Below are 26590 nucleotides of genomic sequence, written 5' to 3' on the forward strand. Positions count from 1 at the left end.
GTTGGCGACCCGCCTTCAACACCACGATGAGGGGCGAATTTGCAGTGTTTTCAGATGACTGCGCGTACCTTCAGCCAGGAGGGTGTCGTTGATCAACTCTGCGTTGTGTCTTTGACCTAATTAGGCCGCTGCACGTACTGTCTTTGCCGCTGCAGCGTCGGGGTTTTCTGCCGCGATCAATAGCCGGCCAAGCACCTGCAGGTTCCGCCCCAGCACGGCTAGGCCAAGATAGCGTTTAAAACCAACTTCACTGCGGTCACGACAACGTTTCAATCCGTTGCCCCGCTGCAACGCACCGACCGCGGATTCGATTCCTGCGTGACGGTGTCGACGTCGGCGTGAGTCGTCTGACTCGTTGGCAACTTCGGTTGCAAAGTTTTGAGAGTTCCGCGATGGACAACTGACGTTGCCAACGATCGGCAACAAGGCTTTAACGTTCGCCGCGCTGTGAAAGCCACGATCAAGCGAAAGTTCTTCAAGCTTACCTTGGTGACGCTGCTGGGCGATCTTCGTTTGCTCAACCACGACACTGCCGTCGGTTTCATCACGATCCATCAGATAGTAATGGCTGATGAAGCCCGCACCGTCCTCAAAGATCATTGCCAGTCGTCCATACTGAATCGGCTCGCCTGCTTTGCCACGTTGGTAGAGTTGCGTATGAGTTTCGAAAAGGCTGAACAGCTTCTCGCTGTTGGGAACGCTCTCGCCCAGCACCACTCGGCGATGCGCGGTATCACGAACCTGTTGGGTCAAACTGGCCCAACCCGTGAGTTCCTCAAGCCGAATGTGCAGCGAGAGAGGCAATGCGTTTTTCGCTGCCTTTTCCAGTGTTTTGACTCTTTGGAGGATCAAGTCTACACGCTCTATCAGGCTACAGTAGAGCGATTCGATCGCCTCCTTCTTTTTGACGATACGACTGGCAGAGAGCTGATTAATTTGTCGATGAAGCTTTTTGATCGTCTTTAACAAGTGAGCGGACTGACGCCACCGAGGAAGACTGATTTCGTCAGCAAGGGTGCGGGCCAGCGGGATGATCTTCCGCATCCCGTCGTACATCAAGCTGCTTTCGGTTGGGTAATGAATATTCGTTTCGATCACGAACGAGTCGGCGCGAGCCGATCCTACTGCATCGCCATGGAACTGTTGTCCGTGTCGAACAATGATGTGGTTGATCTTCTCAATTGTCTCAGGCTTGATCAGACAACACGAATTGCGAATACGGCGAAAGTCGAAATTCGGGTCTTGCTCCCAATCGTCAACACCGAGGATCGTACGGAGATTGTGATGGTTCTCGGCTTGGTCTTGGAGTTTGTCGTAGTCGAAATTGCAATTCATTCTGAGCACTGCCAGCACGAGAATTTGCCAATCATCGAAACCGGGTCTGCCGGTATCGCGGCGCGAGAGCTCACTGACATCTTGCGCGATTAAGTTGGTAAGGCTTCTTCGCAGCGGACCGTCGAGATAGACATGACGCAGGGCAGCGAGAACGGGTATAATTTCGTCACGACAATTCAGATTCAATTGCAACTGCGCGATGGGGGTTGCTGCGAACCGCATCTGAGGTTCATAACTCTTTCGCATCTCGACCACTCCTTGAAGATTTGTGATGAAATTGGTTTTTCCTAACTGTTTCAACACTCGAACCGGTCAAACGGTTCAGTCTTCAAGGAGCTTTTTTCTAAATAACCCCGTAAAACACGGGATCATTCTGTTTGATGACAGACACTAGCTACCGAAAGAACATGATATTGCGGCGGATCGGGCGCCGAATGGGACTGCATCACTTGGAACACTTGCAGCAATACGTCGAGCGTCTCAAGGAAGATCCGAAGGAAGCCACGGCATTGTACCGTGACTTGCTCATTAGCGTGACAGCTTTCTTTCGAGACCCTGAGGCCTATCAAGAGCTATCCGACCAATTGCTTCCCGAGCTTACGAACCGCGACGTCGCTCGTTTTCCGTTCCGCGTTTGGGTCCCCGGCTGCGCAACCGGTGAAGAAGCCTATTCGCTTGCGCTGCTATTGATCGAGTGTCTCGACGGGCGAAGCGATGCAGTTCTTCAACAGCCGACCTCTACAAGGCCCATCCAAGTATTCGCCAGCGACGTCGATGAGGCTGCCATCGTAGTGGCTCGAGCTGGAGTCTATCCCTCAAGCATCGCGAGCGACGTTTCACAAGAGCGTTTAGACCGGTTCTTCACCAAGGCCGATGAGGCCCACTATCAAATCGGCAAGCAACTACGAGAGTCGGTCGTATTTTCTCGGCAGAACCTAATTTACGACCCACCGTTTTCCAAACTCGATCTCATTTCATGTCGAAATTTGTTGATCTATTTGGAGCCAGAGATGCAACGAAAGGTTATCTCGCTTTTTCATTTTGCGCTGGCAGATGATGGTGTCTTGATGCTGGGGCCGTCTGAATCGATTGCACACGCCGATCACCTCTTCGGGTCGATCTCTAAGAAATGGCGGATCTTTAAAAAGGTGGTTTCGAGTCGGCGCAGCGGAATACCTTTTCCGCTGGTCGCGACGCACGGTCCTCATGGACGCAGTACGATGCAATTACCTTCCATTGCGCCGCGTCAAGGATATAAGGAACTCGTCGAGAAAGCTCTCATCAGCAATTACTCGCCCGCTAGCGTACTGGTCAATCGCCGCTATGAAGTCCTGTACCTCACCGGACCACTGGTTGATTACTTCGAGTTTCCTGCGGGCGAGCCCAACCACAATCTATTGTCCATGTGTCGTCCAGGGCTGCGGTCAAAACTGCGGTTCGCATGCCAAAAATCAGTCGCTGAAGACACTGACGCTGAAATCGAAGCTAAAATGAAACGCGGCGACGATACGATTGTCTGCACCGTTCATGTCCGCGTCATAAAAACACGAATGGAGGCGGAATCGCTGATGCTAATTAGCTTCGCCGACAAATCTCGGATCGCCGCGGTCTCACGACCCGCCGTATTGTCGGAATCACCGAATGCCGAGTCCTCCTCCTACGCGAATCAACTCGAACGAGAACTCAAGTCACACGGCGAAGAACTGGGAGGCGTGATCGAGGAATTGGAAGGTGCCAACGAGGATCTCAAAAATTCCAATGAAGAAATCATGTCGATGAACGAGGAACTTCAATCGGCAAATGAAGAACTTGAGACGTCAAAAGAAGAGTTGCAGTCGCTCAATGAAGAGCTCAGTACCGTAAATTCGGAACTGCTTGAAAAAGTGACCGAGCTCGATGTCGCCAATAACGACATTTTAAATTTGCTCGCCAGCACGGAGATTGCGACATTATTCTTGGATGGCGACTTGCAGATCCAGAGGTTTACGCCACCAACGGTTAAACTATTGAACTTACGATCTACCGATATTGGGCGTCCTTTTAGCGATATCACGACTCGATTCATCGATGATTGTTTGCTGAGTGATTGCCGAAAAGTGATTCGTGAATCGACACCGATTCAAAGCACGATCGAGGGGGACGATTCTCGAATGTACCTCCGGCGAATTCTGCCCTATCGGTCTCATGGCGATCAAATCCTTGGGGTTGTCATCACTTTTATTGACCTCACGGAGAGGCTTTTGCTGGAAAAGTCTTTGCAGGAAAGCAAGGAGCACCTGGAGGCAATCCTCGACTCTGCCGCAGATGCAATCTTGACCATCGACGACGAGGGGACCATCGCTAGTCTCAATCCCGCCACGGAGAGAATGTTTGGCTATCCCCGCGAACACATTCTCGGCAAATCCATTTTGTCACTGCTGACGTCTACCGATTGCAATCGTCTGATTCGAGTATCGTCAATCCAACACTTGCCGATATCTGAGTCCGGTATCGGAAACTACCTCGAGTTGATAGCGAAACGCAAAGACGGCACAGGCTTTGACGCAGAATTGACGGTAAGTCGAATCGACCATTTGTCGCTACTTATCGTTGTCATTCGTGACGTATCTCAGCGGAAGGAGCTTCAGAATAAAGTACTAGAGATAGCTTCGGACGAACAGCGTCGCATTGGGCAAGAACTGCATGATGGCACTCAGCAAGAGCTTACCGGATTGTCATTGATCGCAGGGACAATCGAAGATTTCTTTAACCAAAGAATTCAGACAGTAGATGATCATCGTCAAACATTGGCGCTTGATCACGCCGACGTTTCGCGTCTGATGTTCAACGTTTCAAAGCTCGTTCAGGGATTGAAGGAGGCGAATCAACATGTTCAGTCACTATCACATGGAATTATGCCGGTACAGATCGACGCCGAAGGATTGCATTCAGCATTGACTGAACTTGCGAGTGATACAACGGTTGAAGATAAGGTTGTTTGCAGCTTCGTCCACAGCGGTTCAATGACAATCGAAAGTAACAATGTTGCAACGCATCTGTATCGAATCGCTCAAGAGGCAATCAACAATGCTCAGCGACACGGCGGAGCGAAAGATATCTGCGTTTCACTTTCGGCTGACGAGCACCAGATCCTATTGGAAGTCAGTGACGACGGAGTCGGGATGGATGCCTCCTCGATGAACGCGGGCGGCAAGCTTAATCAAGGAGCAGGGTTGCAAATTATGGAATATCGCGCCAGCGTCATTGGCGGTTCAGTGTCTATTTTGGCTGGGCAAAACAGCGGCGCCATTGTGCGCTGCACGATACCAAGGCAAAGGAAATTGGGATGAAAAATGAAATTGTGAAAACACGAATAGTGATTGTTGATGATCATCCGTTGATGCGAGATGGCCTAACCATGCGGATCACAGCCCAGCCTGGCTGGGAGGTTTCCGGAGTCGCTGCGACGGAAGACGAGGGGGTTACAGTCATTTCCGAGCAATGTCCCGACTTGGTCTTGGTCGACATTTCGCTCAAGTCGGGAAACGGGATCGAATTGATCAAGCGAGTTCGATCTCGAAATCCGACGGTCAAGTTCCTGGCTATCTCAGCTTACAAGGAGTCGCTTTATGCAGAGCGTGCATTTCGGGCAGGTGCGTTGGGCTATTTGAACAAGCAGGAAACGAATGAAAAGTTGATCGATGCGATTCGCACGGTTCTCAAGAACGAGCGATTTTTAAGTGAAGAGCTTAAAGCGAGGTTGGTGGCGTCCGCACTTAAGAATACTTCTGGGGAACAGAATCCGATCGACAGCCTCAGTGATCGGGAGAGAGAGATCTTCCGCTTGATTGGTGAAGGCATGACGACGGGAGCGATTGCAGAGCAACTGTTTTTGAGCACACATACCATCGATACGCATCGTGAACATCTCAAGCGAAAATTGAACGTTAGCACTGCGAACGAGTTGAGCCGTATGGCGTTTCAGGCGATGCTCGAAAGCACCTGAGTCAGGAAGTAGCCGAAGTCGCCAGACTTTGGGTTCATGACCCACCAATCTCTGGCGAAATCGGCTACGGGGAGGGCATACGCCTATGGCAGAATCCGCCATGCGAAAACAATAGATTGCTTGATTTTCGAATTCGAGTTGATCGACCAGAATTTTGGAGTATTACGATTCCATCGTTCGATTTCTGGCCTATGGCCTGCCACAGCCCGAGTAAAACGCTCGTGGACTAGAGCTGCTCGATGGATTTTCGAGTTCACTTTGCAAGAACGCATCGTGCGCCGACCGAAGTTCTCACATTTTTCATTGGGAAGATCGACAATGACAGGCAGCTTGAATCCACAGACGAGCGAGTATTGCAAATGCGAGAACACGCAACATGCAAGAGCAAACGACGTGCCTTTAACCGAAGAGAGACTTGCGATTCTGGGACACGAGATTCGAAACCCGCTTAGCGCACTCAGCTACGCTCTGCAAGCCTGGCCATCGTCGATGGATGATCCTCAACTAACCGAAGAGTTGCTACAAATCATGCGTCGTCAGGTCTCACAATTGACTCGGCTGAGCGATGACTTGCTTGACACGGGAAGGATTGCTCGCGGACAACTTTCCATTAGAAAAGCGGCTGTCGATATCAGCAAAGTGATTCACCACGCCTGTGAGGAGGTCCAGCCGTTTATTGATCGATGTGGTCACACGATGACGGTAGATCTGGACGTGTTGCCGATAACAATGCTCGGTGACGAGTCGAGGCTAGTGCAGGTCCTAGCCAATTTGCTTCATAATTCTGCCAAGTTCACCGATCGCAACGGCAATCTTTCTGTTTCGATCGAGAAGGACAACGACGCGGCGGTCATACGAGTTTGCGACAACGGACGCGGGATGGGGGCCGATGATTTACAAAACATCTTTCTAGCAAATGGTCCCTCTGAGAAACGTTCCGTAACGAGTGGTGACGGTCTTGGAATCGGACTTCGTCTAGCCAAATCAATCGTTGAACTCCATGGAGGGATGATTGAAGCGTTCAGTGAAGGTTTGGGACATGGCAGCACGTTTGTGGTGAGATTGCCAATGGTTGCCGAGATGGCCGCTGACGAAATCATTCCTCGACCGAGGCTGTTCGTCTCTGATCAGGTTAATCGCACGCATTTACCAAATTATCGCGTCTTGGTCGTGGACGATGATCGGTCGATGAGGTTCCTGATGTCGCAACTGCTTCGAAAGATTCATCAGTCCGTCACGGTTGCCGACAACGGTGAGACGGCAATCCAAATGATACTGCAAGACCAGCCGGAGGTGGTCTTCCTCGATTTACAGATGCACGGCATCAGCGGTTACGAAGTCGCACGCCAAATTCGCAGTCGCGTCGAATTGAAAGATTTGGTTCTGATTGCACTCACAGGCAACGCCGATGCAGCAAGTAGAGAGCTTGCCGCGGAATCAGGATTTGATCGGTACCTTGTTAAACCAACGAGCATTGCGGTGCTTACTGAGACACTTCTTCGCATCGGCGAACCGTCGGTATGCTAAAATGTGCACCTAATGACGACAGCGAACGACCCAAAGCACCGAGTACCGACTAACGCCGTGCAACCGGAATTGCATTTCGGCAAGGTGGTCGCAGTGCGCGGCAGTGTTGTGGACGTTTGCTTTACGCAGCGGTTGCCTGCGATCCACACGATGTTGAGGGCTGGGACCGACCAGGAAATTGCGATCGAAGTGCTCGCGCAACTCGATGCCCATCGCGTGCGCGGGATTGCACTCACACCCACGCAGGGACTAGCACGGGGGACCCAAGTGACGGACACAGGAGGTCCTTTGCTGGCTCCGGTGGGCAAACCGATTTTATCGCGAATGTTGGATGTCTTCGGCAACACGATTGATCGTGGCCCGGCTCTGGAAGACGTGCAGTGGCGAAGCGTGCATCAAACGCCACCTCCACTCGTCCGCCGATCGACGAAATCGGAAGTATTCGAGACGGGAATCAAAGCGATCGACGTGCTCTTGCCCTTAGAACGCGGTGGCAAGGCGGGATTGTTCGGCGGCGCCGGGGTAGGCAAAACAGTGCTGTTGGCCGAGCTGATTCACAACATGGTCGGCCACGAAGAAGGGACGAGTATCTTCTGTGGTATCGGCGAACGTTGTCGCGAAGGTGAAGAACTGTACCGCGAAATGAAATCCGCCGGTGTGCTTGACAACATGGTGATGATTTTCGGTCAGATGAACGAACCGCCGGGCAGCCGGTTTCGTGTTGGCCACGCAGCCCTGACAATGGCGGAGTATTTTCGTGACGAAGAACACCGCGACGTGTTATTGTTGATCGACAACATCTTTCGCTTCATCCAAGCTGGTATGGAAGTCTCGGGCTTGATGGGACAAATGCCGTCACGTTTGGGTTATCAACCGACGATGGGAACCGAGCTTTCCGGTTTGGAAGAGCGGATCGCGAACACGGATTCGGGCGCGATCACATCGATCCAAGCGGTCTACGTCCCCGCCGACGACTTTACCGACCCCGCCGCAGTTCACACATTCTCGCACCTGTCGGCTTCGATTGTTCTGTCACGAAAACGAGCGAGCGAGGGATTGTTTCCGGCGATTGATCCCCTGCAGTCGAATTCCAAAATGGCGACACCGGGCATTGTTGGTGAGCAGCACTACGAATTGGCGCAAGAGATTCGGCGCACACTCGCTCAATACGACGACTTGAAGGACATCATCGCGATGCTCGGGCTCGAACAACTATCACCGGACGATCGAAACGTTGTCGCTCGCGCTCGGCGGTTGGAACGATTCCTGACTCAACCCTTCTTCACCACCGAGCAATTCACCGGGTTGAAAGGCAAATCGGTCAGTTTGGAAGACTCACTTGACGGGTGCAGCCGGATTTTGAACGATGAGTTTAAGGACTATCCGGAAAAAGCTCTGTACATGATCGGCAAGGTCGACGAAGCCAAAATGCCCACCGATTCGGAGCCGCTTAGTGACAAGGAGACGGAGCATGCCAATCCAAGCCCACATGACGCTTAAAATCCTGTTGCCTTTTGAAGTGCTCGTCGAGTGTACCGATGTTTTGCGAGTGGTAGCAGAGACTCAGTTTGGTTCCTTTGGGATATTGCCGCACCGACTCGACTGCGTGGCAGCGATTACGCCTGGGATCCTCGTCTACCAAACGGTAGACGCCGGTGAGTCGTTCGTGGCCGTCGACGAGGGCGCGATGGTGAAGACCGGATTGAACGTGCTGGTGTCGGTGCGAAACGCTATTGTGGGCGTGGACTTGAGTGAACTTCGTGAAGCAGTACAGCGAGAATTCTTGACGTTGAATGAACAAGAGCAAAACGTTCGCGCCGTTCTGGCGAGAATGGAAAGCGATTTTGTTCGTCACATTGCGCAGTTCCAGCATGAATGAACACCCCGAACCGAATAAAACGAAACTGGCGAGTCAGTCGTCCAAGTTTGCTCGCCAAGTAGACACGAAAGCGAAGCGAAAAATCAAGGCGATGCGGCGTCACGACACCGGCGTTTGGTTTGGGCTTGGTATGATGGGGCTGATCGGTTGGTCGATCGTGGTGCCGACGCTTGTGGGTACGGCAGTTGGCATGTGGCTCGACAATCGCTTTCCTCGTGGCCAGTCGTGGACGTTGATGTTGCTGGTGGCTGGTTTGCTGATCGGCTGTTTCAATGCCTGGATGTGGGTTTCCAAAGAGGACAAAGCGATGCATGAAGAGAATGAGGACGAACATGAATGAGATCGCAAACAATGTCGTGCCTCTCGTCGTGGGCTTGACCCTAGGTGCGATTTTCTTTGGTGGGCTATGGTGGACCATTCGCAATGGCCTAACCTCGGCACATCCTGCGTCTTGGTTTCTAGTCAGCCATGTTTCGCGAATGACAGTGACACTCGTCGGTTTCTATTTCGTCGCGGACGGACAATGGCAACGAGTCCTGCTGTGCCTTGCTGGATTCTTGTTCGCGAGAATCGTGGTGACACGACTGACTGCTCCCGTAGCGAAACTCGCAGAGAGTTTCGATCCCGCCACGAATTCCGAAAATCTCTGCGACTCTCGCTACCAAGAGGAGATCGAGCATGCGTCTCAGTCCCGATGAATTGATTTTTTGGCAATCAGGTTTCGTCAAACTCAACGCTACGATTGCTTTCACATGGGTCATCATGCTGGTGCTGACCATCGGATCGCTGCTGATTACTCGGACGTTGTCGACGGAGATCAAACGCACTGGCTGGCAAAACTTACTGGAAATTATCGTCACTGGAATCGTCGAGCAAATCAAAAGCATCGGGCTTCGCAAACCTGAGAAATACCTCGGCTTTATCGGGACACTGTTTCTGTTTGTGGCCACCGCGAGTCTGTTCACGATCCTTCCGGGCTATGAACCTCCGACAGGGTCACTTTCAACCACCTGTGCGCTGGCGTTATGCGTCTTTGTCGCCGTTCCAATGTTTGGAATCAAAGACCAGGGAGTTGGCGGCTACTTGAAATCCTATATTAAGCCGACATTCATTATGCTGCCGTTCAATTTGATCAGCGAAGTATCGCGAACGTTGGCGCTAGCGATTCGTCTGTTCGGCAACATGATGAGTGGGGCCATGATTATCGGCATCTTGCTTTCAATCACGCCCTTCCTCTTCCCCATTGTGATGACACTGCTAGGTTTACTAACCGGGATGGTTCAGGCTTACATCTTCAGCATTTTGGCAGCGGTCTACATTGCCGCGGCGACACGTGTTCGCGAGCCAAAGGTCGAGACTGAATCCGTAACGACAAACTGACCCGTAGTGAAACTCGCAGAGAGTTTCGACCGCGACACGAATCACCGAAAGTCTCTGCGACTTTCGCCTATGAAATTTCATATGCAATCTCAAAGGAAACAACATGGATAGCATGACTTGGATCGCAGTGACGTCGATTGTCATTGCGGGGATCACGACGGGTTTTGGCACAATGGGGCCAGCGTTAGCCGAAGGCAGGGCGGTCGCCACTGCGCTGACGTCGATTGCGCAACAACCTGATGCCTCGCCGACGATCACTCGAACATTGTTTGTTGGCTTGGCAATGATCGAGTCCACGGCGATTTATTGTTTCGTCGTGTCGATGATTCTGATCTTTGCCAACCCGTTTTGGAATCACGCCATCTCCCAAGCGACAGGGAATTAAACGATGCTCATCGATTGGTTCACCGTCGGTGCGCAGACTGTCAATTTTCTGATCTTGGTCTGGCTACTGAAGCGTTTTCTCTACAAGCCTATCTTGGATGCTATCGACAAGCGTGAAAAGCGAATCGCGGACGAACTTGCCGATGCGGACACGAAAAAGCGAGAAGCCAAGCAGGAACGGGACGAATTCACAAAGAAGAACGAAGAGTTTGACCAGCAGAGAAGTGAGTTGCTGACGAAGGCAACCGAAGAGGTAAAGGCGAAACGACAGCAGATGCTTGACGAGGCGCGGAGTGATGCCGACGCCTTGCGAACGAAACGCCAGGAATCGTTGAAACGTGAGTTCACGAGTCTACAAGCGGAGATCACCAAGCGGACTCATGCCGAAGTGTTTGCCATCGCGCGCCATGCGTTGTCGGACCTTGCTGGTGTCGACTTAGAAGGACGGATGTGCGATGTCTTTCTCGCTCGCCTGCGAGAGCTCAACGATGATGTGAAGAAAACGGTTCGTGAATGCAAAGTTTCCGATTCGAATCCTGCCATTGTGCGGAGCTCGCTGGATCTGTCTTCCGAGCAACACGACGCCGTCCAGCGAACGCTCAATGAAGTGTTTTCAACCGAGATGCCCGTTAGATTTGAATCCGATGCTGAGGTCGCAAGTGGGATTGAATTGACGATCGGCGGACAAAGGATCGCATGGAGCATTGGTGACTATATCGCGTCACTTGAAAAAAGCGTTAGCGAACTGCTTGACGACGACACCGTGCACGCGGCCGATACGAAAGTGAGTATCTCCCAATGAGCGAGCCAAACGACTTAATGCAAGTCACATTTGAGCAAGCGTTCGAACGGCTTTCTCGTGGTCGCCAGTCGTTTTCGCCAAAGTTGCTGCCGCACGAGGTCGGAACTCTCTCGAGTGTCTCGACGGGCATCGCTCAAGTCACCGGATTGCCGGGGATTGGGTACGACGAAATCGTGACGTTTCCCAACGGCACGCTTGGCATTGCGTTTAATGTCGATGCCGATGAAATTGGTGTCGTACTGCTCGGTGACTACACGACGCTGCATGCGGGCGCGGGAGTACGCCGAACAGGCCGAGTTATGGACGTTGTGGTCGGCGACGGTTTGTTAGGCCGTGTGATCGACCCGCTTGGCCGTCCGCTCGATGGGAGGGCAGCGGTCGTCTCGAACCAGCGTAAGCCTGTGGAACGCCCGGCGGCTTCGATCATGGACCGCGCCCCAGTCACGGTGCCGCTTCAAACAGGGCTGAAAGTGGTTGACGCATTGATACCGATCGGTCGCGGTCAGCGCGAACTAATTTTGGGTGACCGCCAAACGGGTAAAACGGCGATCGCCATCGACACGATCCTCAACCAACGCAATCAAGATGTCGTTTGCGTGTATTGCGCAATTGGGCAACGTGCATCGACAGTTGCGAAAGTGATAGCGACGTTGAAGGATCAAGATGCGATGGATTATACGGTTGTCGTCGTCGCCGAAGGGAACGATCCACCTGGACTTTCCTATGTCGCTCCGTACGCGGCAACAACGATTGCGGAGTACTTTATGGAAGAAGGCCGCGATGTGCTGATTGTCTATGACGATCTGACTCACCACGCCCGATCCTACCGCGAGTTATCGTTGCTTCTTCGGCGTCCTCCTGGTCGCGAGGCTTTTCCCGGTGACATCTTCTATCTTCACTCGCGACTCTTGGAACGATCAACTCATCTGCGCGAGGAACTTGGCGGTGGTTCGCTAACAGCACTTCCAATCATCGAGACGGAGGCGCAAAACATTTCCGCTTACATCCCAACCAATTTGATCTCCATCACCGACGGACAAATCTATCTATCGCCATCGCTATTTGAGTTGGGTATCCTGCCAGCAGTTGACGTGGGGAAATCGGTCTCGCGTGTCGGCGGCAAGGCACAACGAGCTGCCTACCGTGCCGTCGCTGGCGATCTCAAGTTGGCATACGCACAGTTCGAGGAGATGGAAACTTTCTCCAAGTTTGGTGCTCGGGTCGATGAATCCACTCGCCAAATGATCGAACACGGCCGACGTATCCGCGCATGTCTTAAACAAGCTGAACATTCGCCAGTCTCCGTGCCGGCGCAGGTGATGGTCCTGTTGGCACTGACCGATGGCCTCTTTGATCAGGTTCCGATGGATCAGATGACAGACGCCGAAGCCTCAGTTCGAGCCGCCGCAGCAAGTCTTTCCGACGAGATACAAGATCGTCTCCAGTCAGCGGAATCGCTAAGTGATGCGGACCGCGACGAGATTTTAAGAATCGCTCGCGACGCACTTCAATCATTTCAACCACCTGATACGAAGCTTCCACCAAGCCAGGGACCGGCCACTTGACACAAACAACAGCAAGTCTAAAGCGACAGATTGGCGGAGCCACGGATCTGCAATCGGTGGTGCGGACGATGAAAGCGATGGCCGCTTCCAAAATCGTCCAGTTTGAAAGTTCGGTACGTGCGCTCGCCGATTACAGCAGCACCGTCGAACTCGCCCTTGGCGTGTGCATTCGAGAAGCCGAATTTGCCGACATCCAATCCGAACGCGTTCAATCACCAGAACATGGGCAGGCACCAGAGGGCGGGCAGGCAACCGCCGCGAATATGAACGCCGCGATCGTCTTCGGTTCCGATCAGGGCCTTGTCGGACAATTCAACACAATCATTGCTGACGAGGCGATAGGAACGCTCGCTAGTTTGCCCGGCAAGCATATAATTTGGGCCGTTGGAGAGCGAATCCACGCGAGTCTGGCTGACACAAACTCTCAACTGGTCGGTCAATTCAACGTGCCAAACACGGTCAAAGCGATCGCACCTTTGGTAGGGCAACTTCTCGTTGATTACGAGACGCAAACCGAAAGACACGCGGCGTCCCAACTCTACTTGTTTTACAATCGACCCACGTCCGGTTCTCTGTACGAACCGGTCAGCCAACGTCTTCTGCCACTGGACGACGCATGGCGTGGTCAGCTCAGCGAGACCCCGTGGCCGACAAAGAATCTGCCACAAGTTTTGGGCGGCAATTTTCAAACGATGCGCAAGCTAACGGGAGAATACCTTTTCGTGTCCATGTTCCGCGCCTGTGCCGAGTCTTTGGCCAGCGAGAATGCCAGTCGATTGGCTGCCATGCAACGAGCTGACAAAAATATTGAAGAACTCCTTGCGAAACTCAACTCGTCATTTCATCGCCAGCGACAAAGTAGCATTGACGAAGAACTCTTCGACGTCGTTTCCGGTTTTGAGGCGTTGCAACGTTAGCGACACTTACATCACGCAGAACCGGCCGATCCGAACGTGCTCGACGTTGCGGCGGGGCGACCGGAGCAAGTTTCTGTCGGCGATGAATCCTTCATTTTTGCGATTCCGCTGCGATCACTCTCGCTATGGATCCGCCCGCGCCTGCGACCGCATAGCTGCCGTCATCCGCTGCGGTGACTTCGTAAATCCAGCCCTCGATTCCGTCGAGTGTCTGTTCGATTTCGACGGTGTTGGGGTTAAGGATTCTCAGTTTTCCGTCGGAGCATCCGATCGCGAGTCGCTCACCATCGCGGCTCCAAGCGATCGAAGCTGGTTCGACCGGCAGCCTCGCAAATCGGACGAGCCGACCGATCGTTGGCTGCCAGAACCGAACCGTTCTGTCGACGCTGGCCGAGGCAAGATAAGGAGTCGCATGCCCACCTGGCCTAACCGCTAGATCGCAGACGGCCCCGGTGTGGTTATCCAGATTTCGGAGCGGATGCTCCGCGAGAATACCCTGCTTGCAGTTCCACACTCTCAAGACCTGATCGATGCCGGCCGAGACTACCAAATCGTGCTCACTCATCGATTCGACGCACAACACACGACGAGAGTGCCCATGGACGACACGCAACTCTTCTACCTCGCCACTGGACAGCCGCCACTGAATCAAATCATTATCGGCAGCGCCGGTCACGAAGAGGTCATCGGACAACCAAGCGGCCGAATGAATCACATCGCTGTGCGAGGTTCGAGTTGCAATCACTTCAAATTCTGGCCACGAAACTAGTTTCCACTCTCCGTATTCACCTGCAGCACCGCCAGCGATCAGAAGTTGCCTGCCGTTAGGAGAAAATTTCAAGTCGTGAATCTGTGGGAAACGGACGTCGTGAACGAGTGCGGGATCGAGCTTGGGCCAGGAGATGATGTGAACTCCCAACTGCGAACCGGCAACCAGAGTCGTGTCGTCAGCTGAAATCGTCAGTGCGGTGATCGGTGGTTGGCCGCCATCACTTTGCGACATGCCGATGATTCCAAGCATCAACACTGCAGCGGTGACAACACTCCGGCGCAACCGGCAAACGATGTGCAGCTGCGCAAACAGCCAAGGCAAGCTCGAAATGCTTGTGAATCGGTTCATCCAACGAGCTCGTTTAGTGCGATGCCATCCGCGGTGACCTGCACCGGACGACCGTCACTGGTGTAAAGAGTCGTTGCAGGGTCGATACCAAGCAATCGATAGATCGTTGCTGCCAGATCTGCCGGCGTAACGGGACGAGAATCGGGACTTTCGCCCATGTCGTCGCTCGAGCCGATGACTTGACCTCCCGGTACGCCGCCGCCGGCCATCATCACGCTGAACACGCGAGGCCAGTGGTCGCGTCCGGCCTGGGTATTAAGCTTCGGGGTGCGGCCGAACTCACCCATCACGACGACCAGTGTGTCGTCAAGTAAACCGCGATCATGTAAATCAGTAATTAGCGCGGCGTACGCCATGTCGAGCGATGGTACGAGCCCCACCGGTATCTTCGCACCTGTGTAGCCCTCCTTCAGTCGTGTGACTAGGTCATTGTGAGTATCCCAGCCGCGGTTGTTCACGGTGACAAACGGAACACCGGCCTCGACCAGTCTGCGTGCGAGCAGACAGCATTGTCCGATCGATTTGCCGCCATAGCGGCGACGCACGTCGTCACTTTCCGCTGACAGATCAAAGGCGCGCTTGGCGGCCGGCGAAGTCATCAACCGATAGGCCTGCTCGAAGGCGGCATCGTTCGGCGGAGCGATTTGAGCTGCTTCCTGTACTCCGTTCAGCATCTGCAGATAGCTCCGCCGTCGCCCCAACCGCTCGTCAACGATGCCAGGGAACGGATCGAGATCGCGAACCTGAAAGTTGGGGCTGGCAGGATCGCCGCCAACTTCAAACGGAGCGACACTCGGCGGCAGGTAGCCAGCGGCGGCAAACTTTCCCCCGCCCACCCGCAAATCGGGAAGTGCCACATGCGATGGTATGTCACCAGGACGCCGATTCAGGTGCGACACCACGGAACCGATGGCAGGATAATTCAGTGCAGGCGTTGGTTTGTAGCCTGTCAGCAAATAGTGAGTGCCGAAATTGTGCTCGCCCAGCGGTGAAGTCATTGAGCGAATGATGGCGGTGTGCTGCATCGCGGCCGCAGTACGCGGCATCAACTCGCTGATTCGAATACCCGGCACCGAAGTCGAGATGGCTTCGAAGGGGCCGCGAACTTCCTTTGTCGCATCGGGCTTCGGATCGAGAGTTTCAAGATGACTTGGGCCGCCGTCTAACCAAATCAGGATGCACGACTTGGCACGAGCGGCCGGGCTGGCCGCATTCACTCGATGGATGTAACTGCCAAGGCCGAGTCCCAAAGCGGTGAGTCCGCCGACGTGAAGAAAATCTCGCCGACCGATGTTGTTGTGATTGGTGGCGGCTTGCCACTTAGCATCGTGCGGTAAATAAATGTTGCCTTTCGCTCCGCGAAAGTAGCATTGTTGCATTCTTTCGCGGAGCGAAAGACGACAATCAAAAGCCGCACGATGACTAGTTGTTGGTTGAGAATTCATGGCAGTTCAAAAGAGCCCAAAGGAAATCTTCGAGGCGAGCAGTTCGCTCTTGCGGGTCAGCGGTCGAACTGATTCGATTAACCCAACCGGCCAGTTCATTGTTGGTTGGCGGCCGACTGAACGCAACCAAATAAAACGTGTTGACGATCTCGTCGGTCGAGGCTCCTTGTTCAATCAGCGAGCGCAGGCGGCAATCGGAGTCACGAATCTTTTCATTGATGAGACCACCGTTCATCAAATGAAGTTGCGAGGCGATTCCTCGGTCAATCCTGACGTCAGACGAGCACGGCTCGCCGGGCAAGCATTGACCCAGGAATTCCAGTTTGCTTGCCGAGACCGTTCGATCGACCACATTGATCGCCCTGCGAACTCCGTCATATTCATCCGCCACGCCAGTGACATCGCTGATGGCATCTGCCAAGACTTCCGCCGACAGCGGTTTCGTGATCGCATGGACGTAGAAACGATTGTCGACGTTATCACCGCCCATCGCTCGGCTTGCACGGTTATAGGCGGCCGAGTTACAGATCAGCCGGATCAAGGGACGTAGTTGGTAGTTGTTCTCCGAAAAATAATGAGCCAGCTGGTCCAACAACTCAGGATGCGAGGGTGGATTCGTCGCACGCAGGTCATCCACCGGGCTCACGAGTCCGCGTCCCATCAGAGTCTCCCAGACTCTGCCAGCCATCGCCTTGGCAAAGTAAGGATTCTCAGACGAGGTCAGCCAGTCGGCAAACGATTGCCGCGGGTCAACACCGCCGGGAATGAATGGTTGACCAGGAATCTTGGCAACCGCGGGTTCACCCGTACGCGGGTGCGTGATCTCGCCGCGGCCCGTGAACCGCACCACTTGGCCGCGATCGATTCCCACAAAAACCGCTGCCAACCCGTGGTAGTCGTCCTGCGTCCAGCGATCGAGTGGATGATTGTGACAATTGGCGCAGCGTAGCCGTACTCCCATCAGCACTTCGCTCATGTATTCGGCTTCTTCGCGGGCGGTTGCGAAATATCGATGCACCGTAGCCGCCCCCGTCTCGTGGGAGTCGCCTTGTGAAAGGACGAGCGAGTCGGCAATCGAATCCCAACCCGCGTCGGAGGCCACCTGGCCGTGCAACCAACTGTAAAAGGTGTTGGCTGCCAAAGTGTCGGTGCCCGGTTTTTGTAAGCGGAGCTGAGTCGCTAACCGATGCGTCCAATAGTCCGTGAACTCGTCCGAACTCAGCAAATCGTCAATAAGCTCTGTTCGATTGATGGGATCGGGGGTAGACACAAGCTGCTGCACCAACGCGGCCGAGGGCAAGCGACCGATAAGATCGAGCGATACACGTCGCAAAAACTCGAGATCGCCGCAGGGTTCGGCAGGTGCCAGACGAAGAGCGAGAAGTTTTGCGTTGATTTCGTCATCGATCCAATTCCCGCGGTCCGAGTCCAGTAGAGTGGGGATTGCCGGTCCGATGGGGGACGTGATCAATAGGGAAGTCACTTGGTCGCCGTATCGGACGGTCACGGCATGCTGTCCGGCAAGTTTCACTGTCGCTGCGCCAGCCTCGTCGACGGCGAGCGCCGAGTCGTCTTGGCTGACGTAGATGGCCGTTTCGGTAACGTCACGCTGTAACCCATCGCTGAAAACCGCCGTAACATTGATTTGCAACTCTGCCGGAATCGTGGTCGCGGCAAACGAAGTCGGGGTAACGATCAGCCGCTCCAGATGTCGCCGCGTCTTCCGTGTCGCGCCCGCTTGGATCCATTCCGCAATCACTCCAGCAGCTTCGGCATTTGAATCCATCACCTCGCCACCACCGTGATCCAACTGTCCCGTTGGTTTGGTCAGTAACAGACTACTTCGTGGCGTTACGTAGTTGACGCGACGTCCTTCGAGTTCGTTTACGATCGAACGGTAATCGAATTCGGGATCGCCTCCGAAAAGTGACAAGCGAAAACCTGCCTGCCCCGCCGCACTCCCATGGCAGCTGGCTGCGTTACAGCCTGCCTTCGAAAGCAAAGGCACCACGTCGGTATCAAAGTCGATATCCTCGGCAGTACTAGCCGCAGCAAAGAGCAAGCTCGTGCACAAGATGAAGCAGATACTTCGCATGATTATTCTTTGTCAGCCGGCTCGTCTTCTTTCGGTGCAAATTCCTTTGTCCATTTCTTGAGATAAGCCTGCGCTTCGGGTGTCCCGTATTCTTTCAGCCGAGGCCCCTCGGTGATAAGACGAGACGCCTGGTAAACCCGTTGGCGGAACCAGCGATTCTTGGCGGCGAAGTCCTCAACATCGGTTGCCGCCGCCGCGACCTCTTCTGGGGTAGCATTCTTTTGGATGACGGGCGCCATCTTTTGACGATAGATAGCGTCCTGCTCGGGTTGCTGACCCGCCCGATTCATCGCCATCCGAGATTCTTTGTAACCCATCTGCTGCAAAGTCGGTGCGTCGCTGCCGCCCAAGACCTTGATGATCTCGTGACCGATTTTCGTCGCATCAGCTTGCACGCTCGGTTGCACCAGAGCAAAGTTGGCCGTTACGACACCCTTTGAGCCAACAAGCACCGTTAAGGTCACTTTTCGATTCAGGCCGTACGCACCTGGCCCCTCGATTCCATCGGTCGAAATCAGAGGCGTAGCACTTCGGGGCAGTGCGTGACGTGCTCGTTTAAGGTAGGCGGTGGTTTCCGTCACGTCGTCGGTAAGAAATACCAGACGCGACTTCAGCCCAGCTTGCTCTTTGCTAGCCGCAAAATCCATCAGCAAACGTATCAGACCGACCGAGGGGCGAGTTATCTGGTGGACGAATACGACTAAAATCGGTGAATCGTTTGTGCCGTCTAAGGCATTGACGGCGCCAGTGTCACCAAATGCTGCGATTGCCTCGAAGGGCCGAAGTTCCTCGCCAACTTGTGGCCCCGAAAAAAGCGGTTCGTCCGCGACAGCGACCGCGGTAAGGAGGAGCGTGATCACGGTCGCTCGTAAGATCGCATGCATCATGTGTACTCGCCTCGCAATGTGCGTGAAGTTGAGATTCGCTCATAATATCAACCCTGTACGACCTTAGGGGTATCGAAAATTTTGCGAGAGCAGGACTTTTTGCATTGGCCAGCGTCGCATTGGCCGGCGTCGCCCAATAAGTTCGTCGTTAGAGTTTTGTTACAAATTATTTGGGGTGAAGTGTTTTCACCGTAGTGGACGAGGTTACGAGTCCCGTCGTGCCACTAAGTCGAAGGGACTCGTAACCTCGTCCACTAAGCAGGTAGGCAGGAATCATTGGGAGAGACTCCGTTAGCCGTTTTGGCGCTAGCCCCGGTTGAACGCCGGAACCGTGGCTAGCGCCAAAACGGCCAACAGACTGAAAGACTCCTGCCTAACTGCTTACAAGGAAGAACGAAGGGACTCGTAGCCTCGTCCACTACAAGGAAGCAAAAAGGCTCTAACAACGGACCTATTACCTAACGCAAAACTTGGCCCGTTGTCGAAGCTTACCCGTTGGCAGATTCGGACGTGAGTCCCGCCAGTTCCGTGCTCAATTCGGTTAAATTCATTGCCGATTGTTCGATTTCTTGCAGCGCCGTTGCGTGGTCGGCCGTCATCCGTTCCATGTCCTGCATGGTTTTATCGAGTTCCACCGTACCGGTTGCTTGTCTTGTTGCTGCCGAAGCGATCTGTTTCGCGGTCAACGCGGACGCCGAGATCGTCTCCAATAACTTTTGAACCAGGTCACCGGTTTGCTGCGCCACCTGTCTGGCTTCGGCTACGACCACCGTTTCTTGCTCGGACGATTCTACGGCTTTTCGGATGGCATTGAGAATCTGCGTTAGAATGCCGCGCACCTCGCGTGTCGATTGCATCGATTGCTGAGCCAACCGTTTGATCTCGGCAGCCACGACAACAAATCCCTTGCCGTGTTCGCCAGTCCGAGCGGCTTCCACAGCGGCGTTCAGCGCCAGGACGTTGGTTTGTTCGGAGATATCGTCGACTGTCGAAGTGATTTCGCCAATCGCCTGAGCCTGTTCGGCAAGGGAGATGACGTGGGTGGCTGTTTTTTCGACTTGCCTTCTGACGGACTCCAACGCTTCGATCGATTTTTCCATGGCTTTACGTCCTGTTTCGGCAGTCGCTTCGACATGCTGAGCTTCGTCGACCATCCTATTGGCTCGTCCTGCGGTATCGTGGGCAATGCTGGAGATCTCGTTCATCGTGCTCGCAGCTTCAGAAACCGCAGCCGCTTGGTCATGCGATCCACGAGCCTGTTTTGACGTCGTTGATAGAATGTCATCGCTGGTTGAGTTGAGACGCCCGACCGTATCAGCGATCGCCTCGAAAAGCGTATTCCGCTCACGTTGTGCCCTCAACATTTCTTCTTGCGATGCGAGGGTCAAACGTTGTGATTCCAATCGCTCGTTTTGCTCCGTCAGCTTTTCCTCTTTGGTTTTCAGGTCGTCCACCATTGATTGCAGGTTTCCTGCCATCTGATTAAATCCGGCACCTAACTTGGCGACTTCATTCTGTCCCGCAGCAGGAATTCGGTATTCGAGTTCTCCTTGACCGATGCGATGAGCGCCTTGGAGCAATTCATCGATGGGGCGGGTTAGCGAACGCGCGATCAGCCATCCGGCGGCGATGACAAGAAGCGTTGCGGCAAAGGCAAGCAAGATGATCTGGTTGCGCAGTCGTTTGATCGGAGCAAAAACCACCGAAGTTTTTCTTGCTTCCAGGACGACCCAGCCCATCCCTGCAAAGTCACCGTGTCCGCGAGAAACCGCGAACGCGCCTAACAACTCTTCGCCATCACGAACATCGGTTAGATTTGCAACGAATGCGTTTTCGTTCTCATCAAAATCGACGTCTCGAAAATAGGCACTGCCGTCTCGCAGCCCTGTCGATTCTTCACCGGCTTCGCGGATTACACTGTGATCTCGATCGAACAGCAACAGATATCCGTCGCTTTGACTATTTCGCTTGTACTTGTCGACAATTTCAATCAATTCTTGAATATTCAAAACGGCTTTCATCACGCCCAGGAACTCGCCGTCCTCGTCGACCGCCTTCAGACAAATGTCGACCGAGTAGATTCCTGCGCTCTGGTCGAAACTGACGTCCTCGATATGAAATCCGTTTTCAACAGCATCTTGCCACCATGATTCGTCGTCTTGGCGATAGTCCGAGGTACGGTTGGTTTGGGCAACGTTAGCACCAAATCGGTTGGTGATAAACACCTCGCCGAAAACAGCATGCCCAGCCGTTTTTTCCAATTGACGCAGCCAAACATTGAAGTCGCGGGCCAGATCATTGTTCGTGACCTGCTGCATCAACGGGATCGTTTCGTCGGCGGGCGTGTCCCGCCACTGCTGATCACGTTGCTCAACCAAGCTCGCCGGATCGTCCATCTGCATCATCTCGTCATTGGATCGCCGCAATGACGCGCGCACCAAGTCGGTTTGCAGATACGCCTGCCACGTCGTCGCGCGGGTTTGGATGATCCAATCGACCTCGTCCATGACTTCTTGAGCGCGGGTGACCGAATTCGCTTCGATGGCATCGCGCAAACTGGCTTCGCTGACACTGGTTGCGTAGATCCCCACCAGCCAAATCAGAATCGTCGGCAAAATCGTTGCAATCAGCAACTGATGGACGATACGCATGGTCGTGTACCCCGGAGAAAATCGCACTGTTAAATGATTTTGATTACTCCGATTGTAATTGAACTACCTCGTTGAACGGTTGGATACGGCCCCCAAATGTGGTGTTTTCCTTATCGCTGAGGCGTGCGGTTCTCCGATCTATGCCGGTATGAACGTCAATCGATATCCCAAACTGCATGTTTTTTTATTCGCGCTCGTGATTGCCATCTCACCCTTGGTGACGTCGCAGACGCGTGCCGACGATGCTGAGGTCGCCAGAGCCGCGTACAAGCAAAGCTTTATCGATAACGATTTCAGCTACCTCGACGATCCGTCGTACCAAGGAGTTTTTCTAGGCGAGCAATTGAAGCGACTTCGTCCCTCGCGCGACGTAACGATCGACTTGGGCGGTCGATTCCGGTCTCGGTATCACAACGAAAACAATCTGCGCGGCGGTCGCCGATTGACGGGTGCCAGCGACGAATTCTTGCTGTCGCAAACGTTCTTGTTCGCGGACATCCATATCGGAGACAACTTGCGTGTCTTCGGGCAAGCGATTGATGCGACTAGCGATGGCGAAAATCTGCCGCCGCGCGCCAGCGAAGTCAATCGTTTCGATATGCAAATGCTTGCCGTTGATGCGTTACTGTTGAGCGGTGGCGACGATCAAGAATGGTGGCTGCGTTTCGGACGCCAAGAAATGCACTATGGATCACAGCGTCTCGTCGCCAGCCGTCCGTGGCGGAACACGCCACTGACCCACGATGGCGTGCGGAGTTGGTGGAAGTCAGATTCGGCACGGGTTGACGCCTTCTGGGTGCGGCCGATCGATCCGAGACAGCATCGGCCCGACGATCACAACTTTGACACTCCAGACCAAAGCCGACAATTCTATGGGGTCTTTGGTACAGCGAAAACCGATACGGTGAGACAGGACCTTTATTACTTTGGGATGACCGAAGACGATGAACGCGTGCAAACCTTCGCCGGTGTTCCTGGTGGTTTCGATGTCCACACGATCGGAGGTCGCGTTTTTCGCAACGAAGGTGACCTGCGGTTTGAACTCGAAGGCGGCTACCAATTCGGAAGTTTTTCGACTTCCCGTCAATCGGCTGCCTTTGCAACCGTCGGACTCGGGCACACCTTTGAAAGGTTGCCGCTTAAGCCGACCACATGGCTGTTCTACGACTGGGCGTCGGGCGACGACGATTTGAACGACGGCGTTCACGGGACGTTCTACCAGCTTGAGCCTCGTGGACACTTTTACTTGGGATACGCCGATTTGACGGGGCGTCAAAACATTCAGGACTTGAATCTTCAGACCTCGCTTGCGGTCCGCGACGACCTGGAATGTCGTATCCATTTCCACAACTTCTGGCTCGCCAACCGCCGAGACGCGCTGTACACCAACGGCACAGCGGCAGCGTTCCATGATCCCACCGGGTCTGCGGGCAACGAGGTTGGCCACGAGTTGGATTTGCAGTTGCGCTGGAGCATCTCGCCGCGAGCGCACTTTTTGGTCGGATACAGCTACCTGTGGGCAGGCGACTACTTCGACAGCCCCGTCATCCAAGGCGGCCCTGCTGGAATTGCCGCCAACGGAGCGAGTGGCAACGACGGCGAATTCACGTACATCCAGTCAACGCTGCGATTCTAGCGAGCGAAAATCGCAGCTGGCCTTCAGTCCGTGTATCCGTTCTGGCAGACGATGTGTGTCTGCGATCTCGTTCAACAAAAGATCGGGCCGGCGCACGTGCTGCATCTCGATAGCGACATGCTGATCCGATCGGCCTGCGAGTACAAACGGTGGAGGTGTCCATCGTGATGTTGCATCCTTATGGATCTGACATTTTCTTGAGCCAAGACCTTGTCGGATTCTCTGCACGTGCCCTTCACTGCTGGACTGCAAGATCAAACAATGCTGTTTTGCGAGGGGGATACTCGTTAGAGTCGTTGTGGATCTGAAAACGAGTCCGTGCGTGGAGCGGGATGGTATTGGGAATCGCTGCCTTGTCCACTCCGTGAACGTTGCAGCAAACGAGGATCAGACGCTAATGTCCGAATATCAATGGGTCGAATTCAGGGCGATCGAGTCGCCGCTTGATCAAGAAGCCATCAAATTTATGCTCTCACAGTCTTCGCGAGCGGAGATTGACCAGTGGCGGTTTGCCAACGAATACAATTTTGGCCGTTTTCACGGCGACGCCTTGGAGATGCTTCGTCGAGGTTACGACCTTCATGTGCATTATTCAAGCTTCGGCCACCGACTGCTCTATTTTCGGTTTCGCGACGGGTTTGAGTTTGCGGACTTGGTCGATCAGTACACCGATGGCGACCAAATCTGCTGGCAACCGGATGAGCAGGGTAGCGGCGGCACACTGATGATTCTACCCGAAGGCGACGCGGGGACGTTCGATGTGGTTTGGGAGCCTGAAACATTAGCGTCCGATTTTGTTCCACTGTGGGAAATGATCAATCGCGGTGACATGCGACCGTTGTATGTGGCCTACTTGGCTCTCTGTGCTTGGTTTGATCCCAATGCCGAAGATGACAACGATTGGGAGCCGCCCGTTCCCGCTGGACTAAAGCAATCGCACCCCAGTCTCGATCGACTAGCCGACTACCTCGAGGTCGACGGCGATCTACTCGATTTGGCTGCGGAGGCTTCGGCTGAGTTACGGGACCAAACGCTTGATTCAGAACGCATTCATGAATGGCTGCAAAGCCAAGACCGCGAGCAAATGAGGTCAGCCTTACAAAGAGTTTTATGCAATCCGAGTCAGGAACCGCAACGGTTGCTCCGGGAGATTACGGCCCAACTGTTCTCGCCAAGTGTTCTCCAGCAGAGCCGCAGGAGTCTGCGCGAGATGCGGCGGCGAGCCGATGAAGTTGCAAGGCAGCGATGCGAAGCGATGGAGGCTGAGAAGGCTCGGCAAAAAGCGGAAGTCGAACGATCGCGACGCGAGAACCACGAGCGGCAAATTCAATCGATCGCAAGCGATCCAAATCCGATTCTCCGCCGTATTGACCAGGCGATCGAAGAGAAGAAACGGCCTTCGTACCAACAAGCCGCTGGCGATTTGAAACTTCTTCAAGAGACGCTCGGTCCTGTCTTCGCGAGGGCCAAGGCCGAAGAGCTACGAAGCAAATACCCCAGCCGATCGGCACTTCACTCGGAAATCCGAAAAGCCCTCGATGGTTGAAAATCGGTGGCAGGAAGTCTAGAACAGCTCGAATGGTTGGGGGGCGTCTCTTTTTAGGAAGTGAGCGCAGTAGGCGAGCCGAAACAGGCTCTCGAAGAAGTATGGAAATCTCCAAGCTGGCATCGCGCGTTCCGATTCTCTCGCTGTTCATTGCGGCGAGCTTGCTCGTGGGCTGGTTCATACCTGGTTTCTACGCGTGGACCGACTCCGACCAGAGTCGCCCGTCGACGCTATTGTGGAAGGTGCCGCTTTGGTCAGCGATTGCTTCCGCGGCGTTTTGCATGGCTCTGCCGTGGTTGCCCATCAGGACCAAACCGACAAGCGATGCCCCACGCCCGCCGATGCGATTTTCGGTTCGCACCTTGCTGATACTCACCGCGGGTGTTGCCGTCGCGATTGCATTGTTCGCCAAGTTCCCGCTCGTGGTGAGTGGGATCGCTTGCGCCAGCGCTTTCGCTTGCCTCATAGCATTCTGCGTAAGAAATCCACAGCATCGCATGGCTGCATCCGCACTGGTCGGGTGTATGATATTGCCGTACGCCTGGGTGGTTGGCTACGACGAACTCGACCGGATTTTGCCGACATTGGCAGTGCTCGTTGCAGGAATGCCTAGCTTTCTTCCAGCTGTACTGATAAGTCAGCTGTTCGGACAACATTTCCAAGAGTCACAATGGCTGGCGTTTCGACTGACCGCACTAGAGCTTGCGTTCGGCATATGGGTGATCCGCTTTGGCCCGAAGCGAACGATCGCGTACTTTCTGCTTTTCATGCAAATATCTGCTGTCGGCTCGCTAGGTTTCTACATGATGTGCATCGCTTAAGGAAAGAAGCATTCCACCGTACTGGAATGCGAAGACTTGTTCCTCGGCAACTGTCCGCGGCGACTATCGAATGCACCCCAATGGGAGCTTCTTAAACACGGGGAATTATCGGACAATAGATAGTTCAGACTTCAACGATCGCCAGAGAGAAAGGGCCGACATCAAGTTGCCGATCGGAAGACGAAGTACACGGCGCCCATGATGCACATCGTAGCCCACAGGTAGTCAAGCTTCAGCGGTTGCTGCATATAAAACACCGCGAATGGCACGAAGACGCACAGCGTGATGACCTCCTGTAGGATCTTCAATTGACCGAGGTTCATTTGCGTGTAACCGATCCGGTTTGCCGGGACCTGGATCAAGTACTCAAAGAACGCGATTCCCCAACTGACGAGCACCGCAATCAGCCACGGTCGCCCATCCAGATTCTTCAAGTGGGCGTACCACGCAAATGTCATGAACACATTCGACAGCACCAATAACGCAGCCGTCTTCCAAAATACTGGCCCCATTCACATCGTCTCCGCAATCTTCAATTGATTCAACTCAAAACTGCGGATTGGAATACTCGACACCTTGTAACTCAGCAAGATGCCGTCCCTAATCTGTGTATGA

General features: G+C 53.9%; 23 protein-coding genes. 15 read left to right on the plus strand and 8 right to left on the minus strand.

Annotated features, from left to right (window positions below; genetic code table 11):
• Window positions 1-120 precede the first annotated feature (120 nt).
• Window positions 121-1638, minus strand: a complete 1518-nt coding sequence (locus SH528x_RS10180; protein WP_442505442.1) for an ISNCY family transposase — start codon at window positions 1636-1638, stop codon at window positions 121-123.
• Between the two features lie 77 nt (window positions 1639-1715).
• Here SH528x_RS10180 and SH528x_RS10185 point away from each other — a divergent pair, with 77 nt between their 5' ends.
• The 12 genes from SH528x_RS10185 (at window position 1716) to SH528x_RS10240 (ending at window position 13774) form a co-directional block, all read left to right on the plus strand.
• Complete coding sequence (locus SH528x_RS10185; protein ID WP_442510416.1) at window positions 1716-4664, plus strand: CheR family methyltransferase; 2949 nt, start codon at window positions 1716-1718, stop codon at window positions 4662-4664.
• Window positions 4661-5320: a response regulator gene (locus tag SH528x_RS10190; RefSeq protein ID WP_442510417.1), complete on the plus strand. Its 660-nt coding sequence runs from the start codon at window positions 4661-4663 to the stop codon at window positions 5318-5320. Before SH528x_RS10185 ends, SH528x_RS10190 begins: the two co-directional genes overlap by 4 nt.
• A gap of 318 nt (window positions 5321-5638) precedes the next feature.
• Entirely contained in the window at window positions 5639-6847 is a 1209-nt protein-coding gene (locus SH528x_RS10195) for a hybrid sensor histidine kinase/response regulator (protein WP_442510418.1), read from the plus strand.
• Between the two features lie 12 nt (window positions 6848-6859).
• Window positions 6860-8347 carry a F0F1 ATP synthase subunit beta gene (atpD, locus tag SH528x_RS10200; protein ID WP_442510419.1) on the plus strand — a complete coding sequence of 496 codons (1488 nt, stop codon included), beginning with the start codon at window positions 6860-6862 and terminating at the stop codon, window positions 8345-8347.
• Window positions 8319-8726, plus strand: a complete 408-nt coding sequence (locus SH528x_RS10205) for a F0F1 ATP synthase subunit epsilon (RefSeq protein WP_442510420.1) — start codon at window positions 8319-8321, stop codon at window positions 8724-8726. Before atpD ends, SH528x_RS10205 begins: the two co-directional genes overlap by 29 nt.
• Window positions 8719-9066, plus strand: coding sequence for an AtpZ/AtpI family protein (locus SH528x_RS10210; protein WP_442510421.1), 348 nt, complete (start codon window positions 8719-8721; stop codon window positions 9064-9066). The genes SH528x_RS10205 and SH528x_RS10210 overlap by 8 nt, the downstream gene beginning before the upstream one ends.
• Entirely contained in the window at window positions 9059-9424 is a 366-nt protein-coding gene (locus tag SH528x_RS10215; protein ID WP_442510422.1) for an N-ATPase subunit AtpR, read from the plus strand. Before SH528x_RS10210 ends, SH528x_RS10215 begins: the two co-directional genes overlap by 8 nt.
• The gene (locus SH528x_RS10220) at window positions 9405-10106 is read left to right on the plus strand and encodes a F0F1 ATP synthase subunit A (protein WP_442510423.1); all 702 of its coding nucleotides are present in this window, start codon (window positions 9405-9407) and stop codon (window positions 10104-10106) included. The genes SH528x_RS10215 and SH528x_RS10220 overlap by 20 nt, the downstream gene beginning before the upstream one ends.
• A 103-nt stretch (window positions 10107-10209) precedes the next feature.
• Window positions 10210-10491, plus strand: a complete 282-nt coding sequence (locus SH528x_RS10225; RefSeq protein WP_442510424.1) for a F0F1 ATP synthase subunit C — start codon at window positions 10210-10212, stop codon at window positions 10489-10491.
• A 3-nt stretch (window positions 10492-10494) separates the two neighbouring features.
• Window positions 10495-11292: a F0F1 ATP synthase subunit B family protein gene (locus tag SH528x_RS10230; protein ID WP_442510425.1), complete on the plus strand. Its 798-nt coding sequence runs from the start codon at window positions 10495-10497 to the stop codon at window positions 11290-11292.
• Window positions 11289-12857 (plus strand): alternate F1F0 ATPase, F1 subunit alpha, encoded by a 1569-nt coding sequence (locus tag SH528x_RS10235; protein ID WP_442510426.1) that lies wholly within the window; start codon window positions 11289-11291, stop codon window positions 12855-12857. The genes SH528x_RS10230 and SH528x_RS10235 overlap by 4 nt, the downstream gene beginning before the upstream one ends.
• Window positions 12854-13774: a F0F1 ATP synthase subunit gamma gene (locus SH528x_RS10240; protein WP_442510427.1), complete on the plus strand. Its 921-nt coding sequence runs from the start codon at window positions 12854-12856 to the stop codon at window positions 13772-13774. The genes SH528x_RS10235 and SH528x_RS10240 overlap by 4 nt, the downstream gene beginning before the upstream one ends.
• A gap of 91 nt (window positions 13775-13865) precedes the next feature.
• Here SH528x_RS10240 and SH528x_RS10245 read toward each other — a convergent pair whose 3' ends face one another.
• The 5 genes from SH528x_RS10245 to SH528x_RS10265 form a co-directional block, all read right to left on the minus strand.
• Window positions 13866-14894, minus strand: coding sequence for a WD40 repeat domain-containing protein (locus tag SH528x_RS10245; RefSeq protein ID WP_442510428.1), 1029 nt, complete (start codon window positions 14892-14894; stop codon window positions 13866-13868).
• A complete protein-coding gene (locus SH528x_RS10250; RefSeq protein WP_442510429.1) occupies window positions 14891-16273 on the minus strand; it encodes a DUF1501 domain-containing protein in 1383 nt (460 codons plus the stop codon). Before SH528x_RS10250 ends, SH528x_RS10245 begins: the two co-directional genes overlap by 4 nt.
• A gap of 43 nt (window positions 16274-16316) precedes the next feature.
• Window positions 16317-18434, minus strand: coding sequence for a DUF1553 domain-containing protein (locus SH528x_RS10255; RefSeq protein WP_442510430.1), 2118 nt, complete (start codon window positions 18432-18434; stop codon window positions 16317-16319).
• A 2-nt stretch (window positions 18435-18436) separates the two neighbouring features.
• Complete coding sequence (locus SH528x_RS10260) at window positions 18437-19321, minus strand: hypothetical protein (RefSeq protein ID WP_442510431.1); 885 nt, start codon at window positions 19319-19321, stop codon at window positions 18437-18439.
• A 488-nt stretch (window positions 19322-19809) separates the two neighbouring features.
• Window positions 19810-21972, minus strand: a complete 2163-nt coding sequence (locus tag SH528x_RS10265) for a methyl-accepting chemotaxis protein (protein ID WP_442510432.1) — start codon at window positions 21970-21972, stop codon at window positions 19810-19812.
• 58 nt (window positions 21973-22030) lie between these two features.
• Between SH528x_RS10265 and SH528x_RS10270 the strand changes: the two genes are divergently transcribed.
• Window positions 22031-23608: an alginate export family protein gene (locus SH528x_RS10270; RefSeq protein WP_442510433.1), complete on the plus strand. Its 1578-nt coding sequence runs from the start codon at window positions 22031-22033 to the stop codon at window positions 23606-23608.
• Window positions 23609-24005: 397 nt separating this feature from the next.
• The gene (locus SH528x_RS10275) at window positions 24006-25154 is read left to right on the plus strand and encodes a hypothetical protein (protein ID WP_442510434.1); all 1149 of its coding nucleotides are present in this window, start codon (window positions 24006-24008) and stop codon (window positions 25152-25154) included.
• A gap of 190 nt (window positions 25155-25344) precedes the next feature.
• Here SH528x_RS10275 and SH528x_RS10280 read toward each other — a convergent pair whose 3' ends face one another.
• Window positions 25345-25620, minus strand: a complete 276-nt coding sequence (locus SH528x_RS10280) for a hypothetical protein (RefSeq protein WP_442510435.1) — start codon at window positions 25618-25620, stop codon at window positions 25345-25347.
• A gap of 31 nt (window positions 25621-25651) precedes the next feature.
• On the opposite strand from SH528x_RS10280, the gene SH528x_RS10285 reads away from it, so the two are divergent.
• A complete protein-coding gene (locus tag SH528x_RS10285) occupies window positions 25652-25975 on the plus strand; it encodes a hypothetical protein (protein WP_442510436.1) in 324 nt (107 codons plus the stop codon).
• 161 nt (window positions 25976-26136) lie between these two features.
• On the opposite strand, the gene SH528x_RS10290 is transcribed toward SH528x_RS10285, so the two are convergent.
• Window positions 26137-26487: a DMT family protein gene (locus SH528x_RS10290; protein ID WP_442510437.1), complete on the minus strand. Its 351-nt coding sequence runs from the start codon at window positions 26485-26487 to the stop codon at window positions 26137-26139.
• Window positions 26488-26590: the final 103 nt, after the last annotated feature.

Source organism: Novipirellula methanifontis (assembly GCF_052161655.1).
Classification (GTDB): domain Bacteria; phylum Planctomycetota; class Planctomycetia; order Pirellulales; family Pirellulaceae; genus Novipirellula.

Coding starts and splice junctions, on each gene's coding strand:
- SH528x_RS10185 (WP_442510416.1), top strand. CDS start 1,716: ATGACAGACACTAGCTACCGAAAGAACATGATATTGCGGCGGATCGGG.
- SH528x_RS10280 (WP_442510435.1), bottom strand. CDS start 25,620: ATGAGGCAAGCGAAAGCGCTGGCGCAAGCGATCCCACTCACCACGAGC.
- SH528x_RS10230 (WP_442510425.1), top strand. CDS start 10,495: ATGCTCATCGATTGGTTCACCGTCGGTGCGCAGACTGTCAATTTTCTG.
- SH528x_RS10285 (WP_442510436.1), top strand. CDS start 25,652: ATGGCTGCATCCGCACTGGTCGGGTGTATGATATTGCCGTACGCCTGG.
- SH528x_RS10250 (WP_442510429.1), bottom strand. CDS start 16,273: ATGCAACAATGCTACTTTCGCGGAGCGAAAGGCAACATTTATTTACCG.
- SH528x_RS10235 (WP_442510426.1), top strand. CDS start 11,289: ATGAGCGAGCCAAACGACTTAATGCAAGTCACATTTGAGCAAGCGTTC.
- SH528x_RS10275 (WP_442510434.1), top strand. CDS start 24,006: ATGTCCGAATATCAATGGGTCGAATTCAGGGCGATCGAGTCGCCGCTT.
- SH528x_RS10245 (WP_442510428.1), bottom strand. CDS start 14,894: ATGAACCGATTCACAAGCATTTCGAGCTTGCCTTGGCTGTTTGCGCAG.
- SH528x_RS10260 (WP_442510431.1), bottom strand. CDS start 19,321: ATGATGCATGCGATCTTACGAGCGACCGTGATCACGCTCCTCCTTACC.
- SH528x_RS10255 (WP_442510430.1), bottom strand. CDS start 18,434: ATGCGAAGTATCTGCTTCATCTTGTGCACGAGCTTGCTCTTTGCTGCG.
- SH528x_RS10290 (WP_442510437.1), bottom strand. CDS start 26,487: ATGGGGCCAGTATTTTGGAAGACGGCTGCGTTATTGGTGCTGTCGAAT.
- atpD (WP_442510419.1), top strand. CDS start 6,860: ATGACGACAGCGAACGACCCAAAGCACCGAGTACCGACTAACGCCGTG.
- SH528x_RS10215 (WP_442510422.1), top strand. CDS start 9,059: ATGAATGAGATCGCAAACAATGTCGTGCCTCTCGTCGTGGGCTTGACC.
- SH528x_RS10265 (WP_442510432.1), bottom strand. CDS start 21,972: ATGCGTATCGTCCATCAGTTGCTGATTGCAACGATTTTGCCGACGATT.
- SH528x_RS10220 (WP_442510423.1), top strand. CDS start 9,405: ATGCGTCTCAGTCCCGATGAATTGATTTTTTGGCAATCAGGTTTCGTC.
- SH528x_RS10210 (WP_442510421.1), top strand. CDS start 8,719: ATGAATGAACACCCCGAACCGAATAAAACGAAACTGGCGAGTCAGTCG.
- SH528x_RS10190 (WP_442510417.1), top strand. CDS start 4,661: ATGAAAAATGAAATTGTGAAAACACGAATAGTGATTGTTGATGATCAT.
- SH528x_RS10225 (WP_442510424.1), top strand. CDS start 10,210: ATGGATAGCATGACTTGGATCGCAGTGACGTCGATTGTCATTGCGGGG.
- SH528x_RS10195 (WP_442510418.1), top strand. CDS start 5,639: ATGACAGGCAGCTTGAATCCACAGACGAGCGAGTATTGCAAATGCGAG.
- SH528x_RS10205 (WP_442510420.1), top strand. CDS start 8,319: ATGCCAATCCAAGCCCACATGACGCTTAAAATCCTGTTGCCTTTTGAA.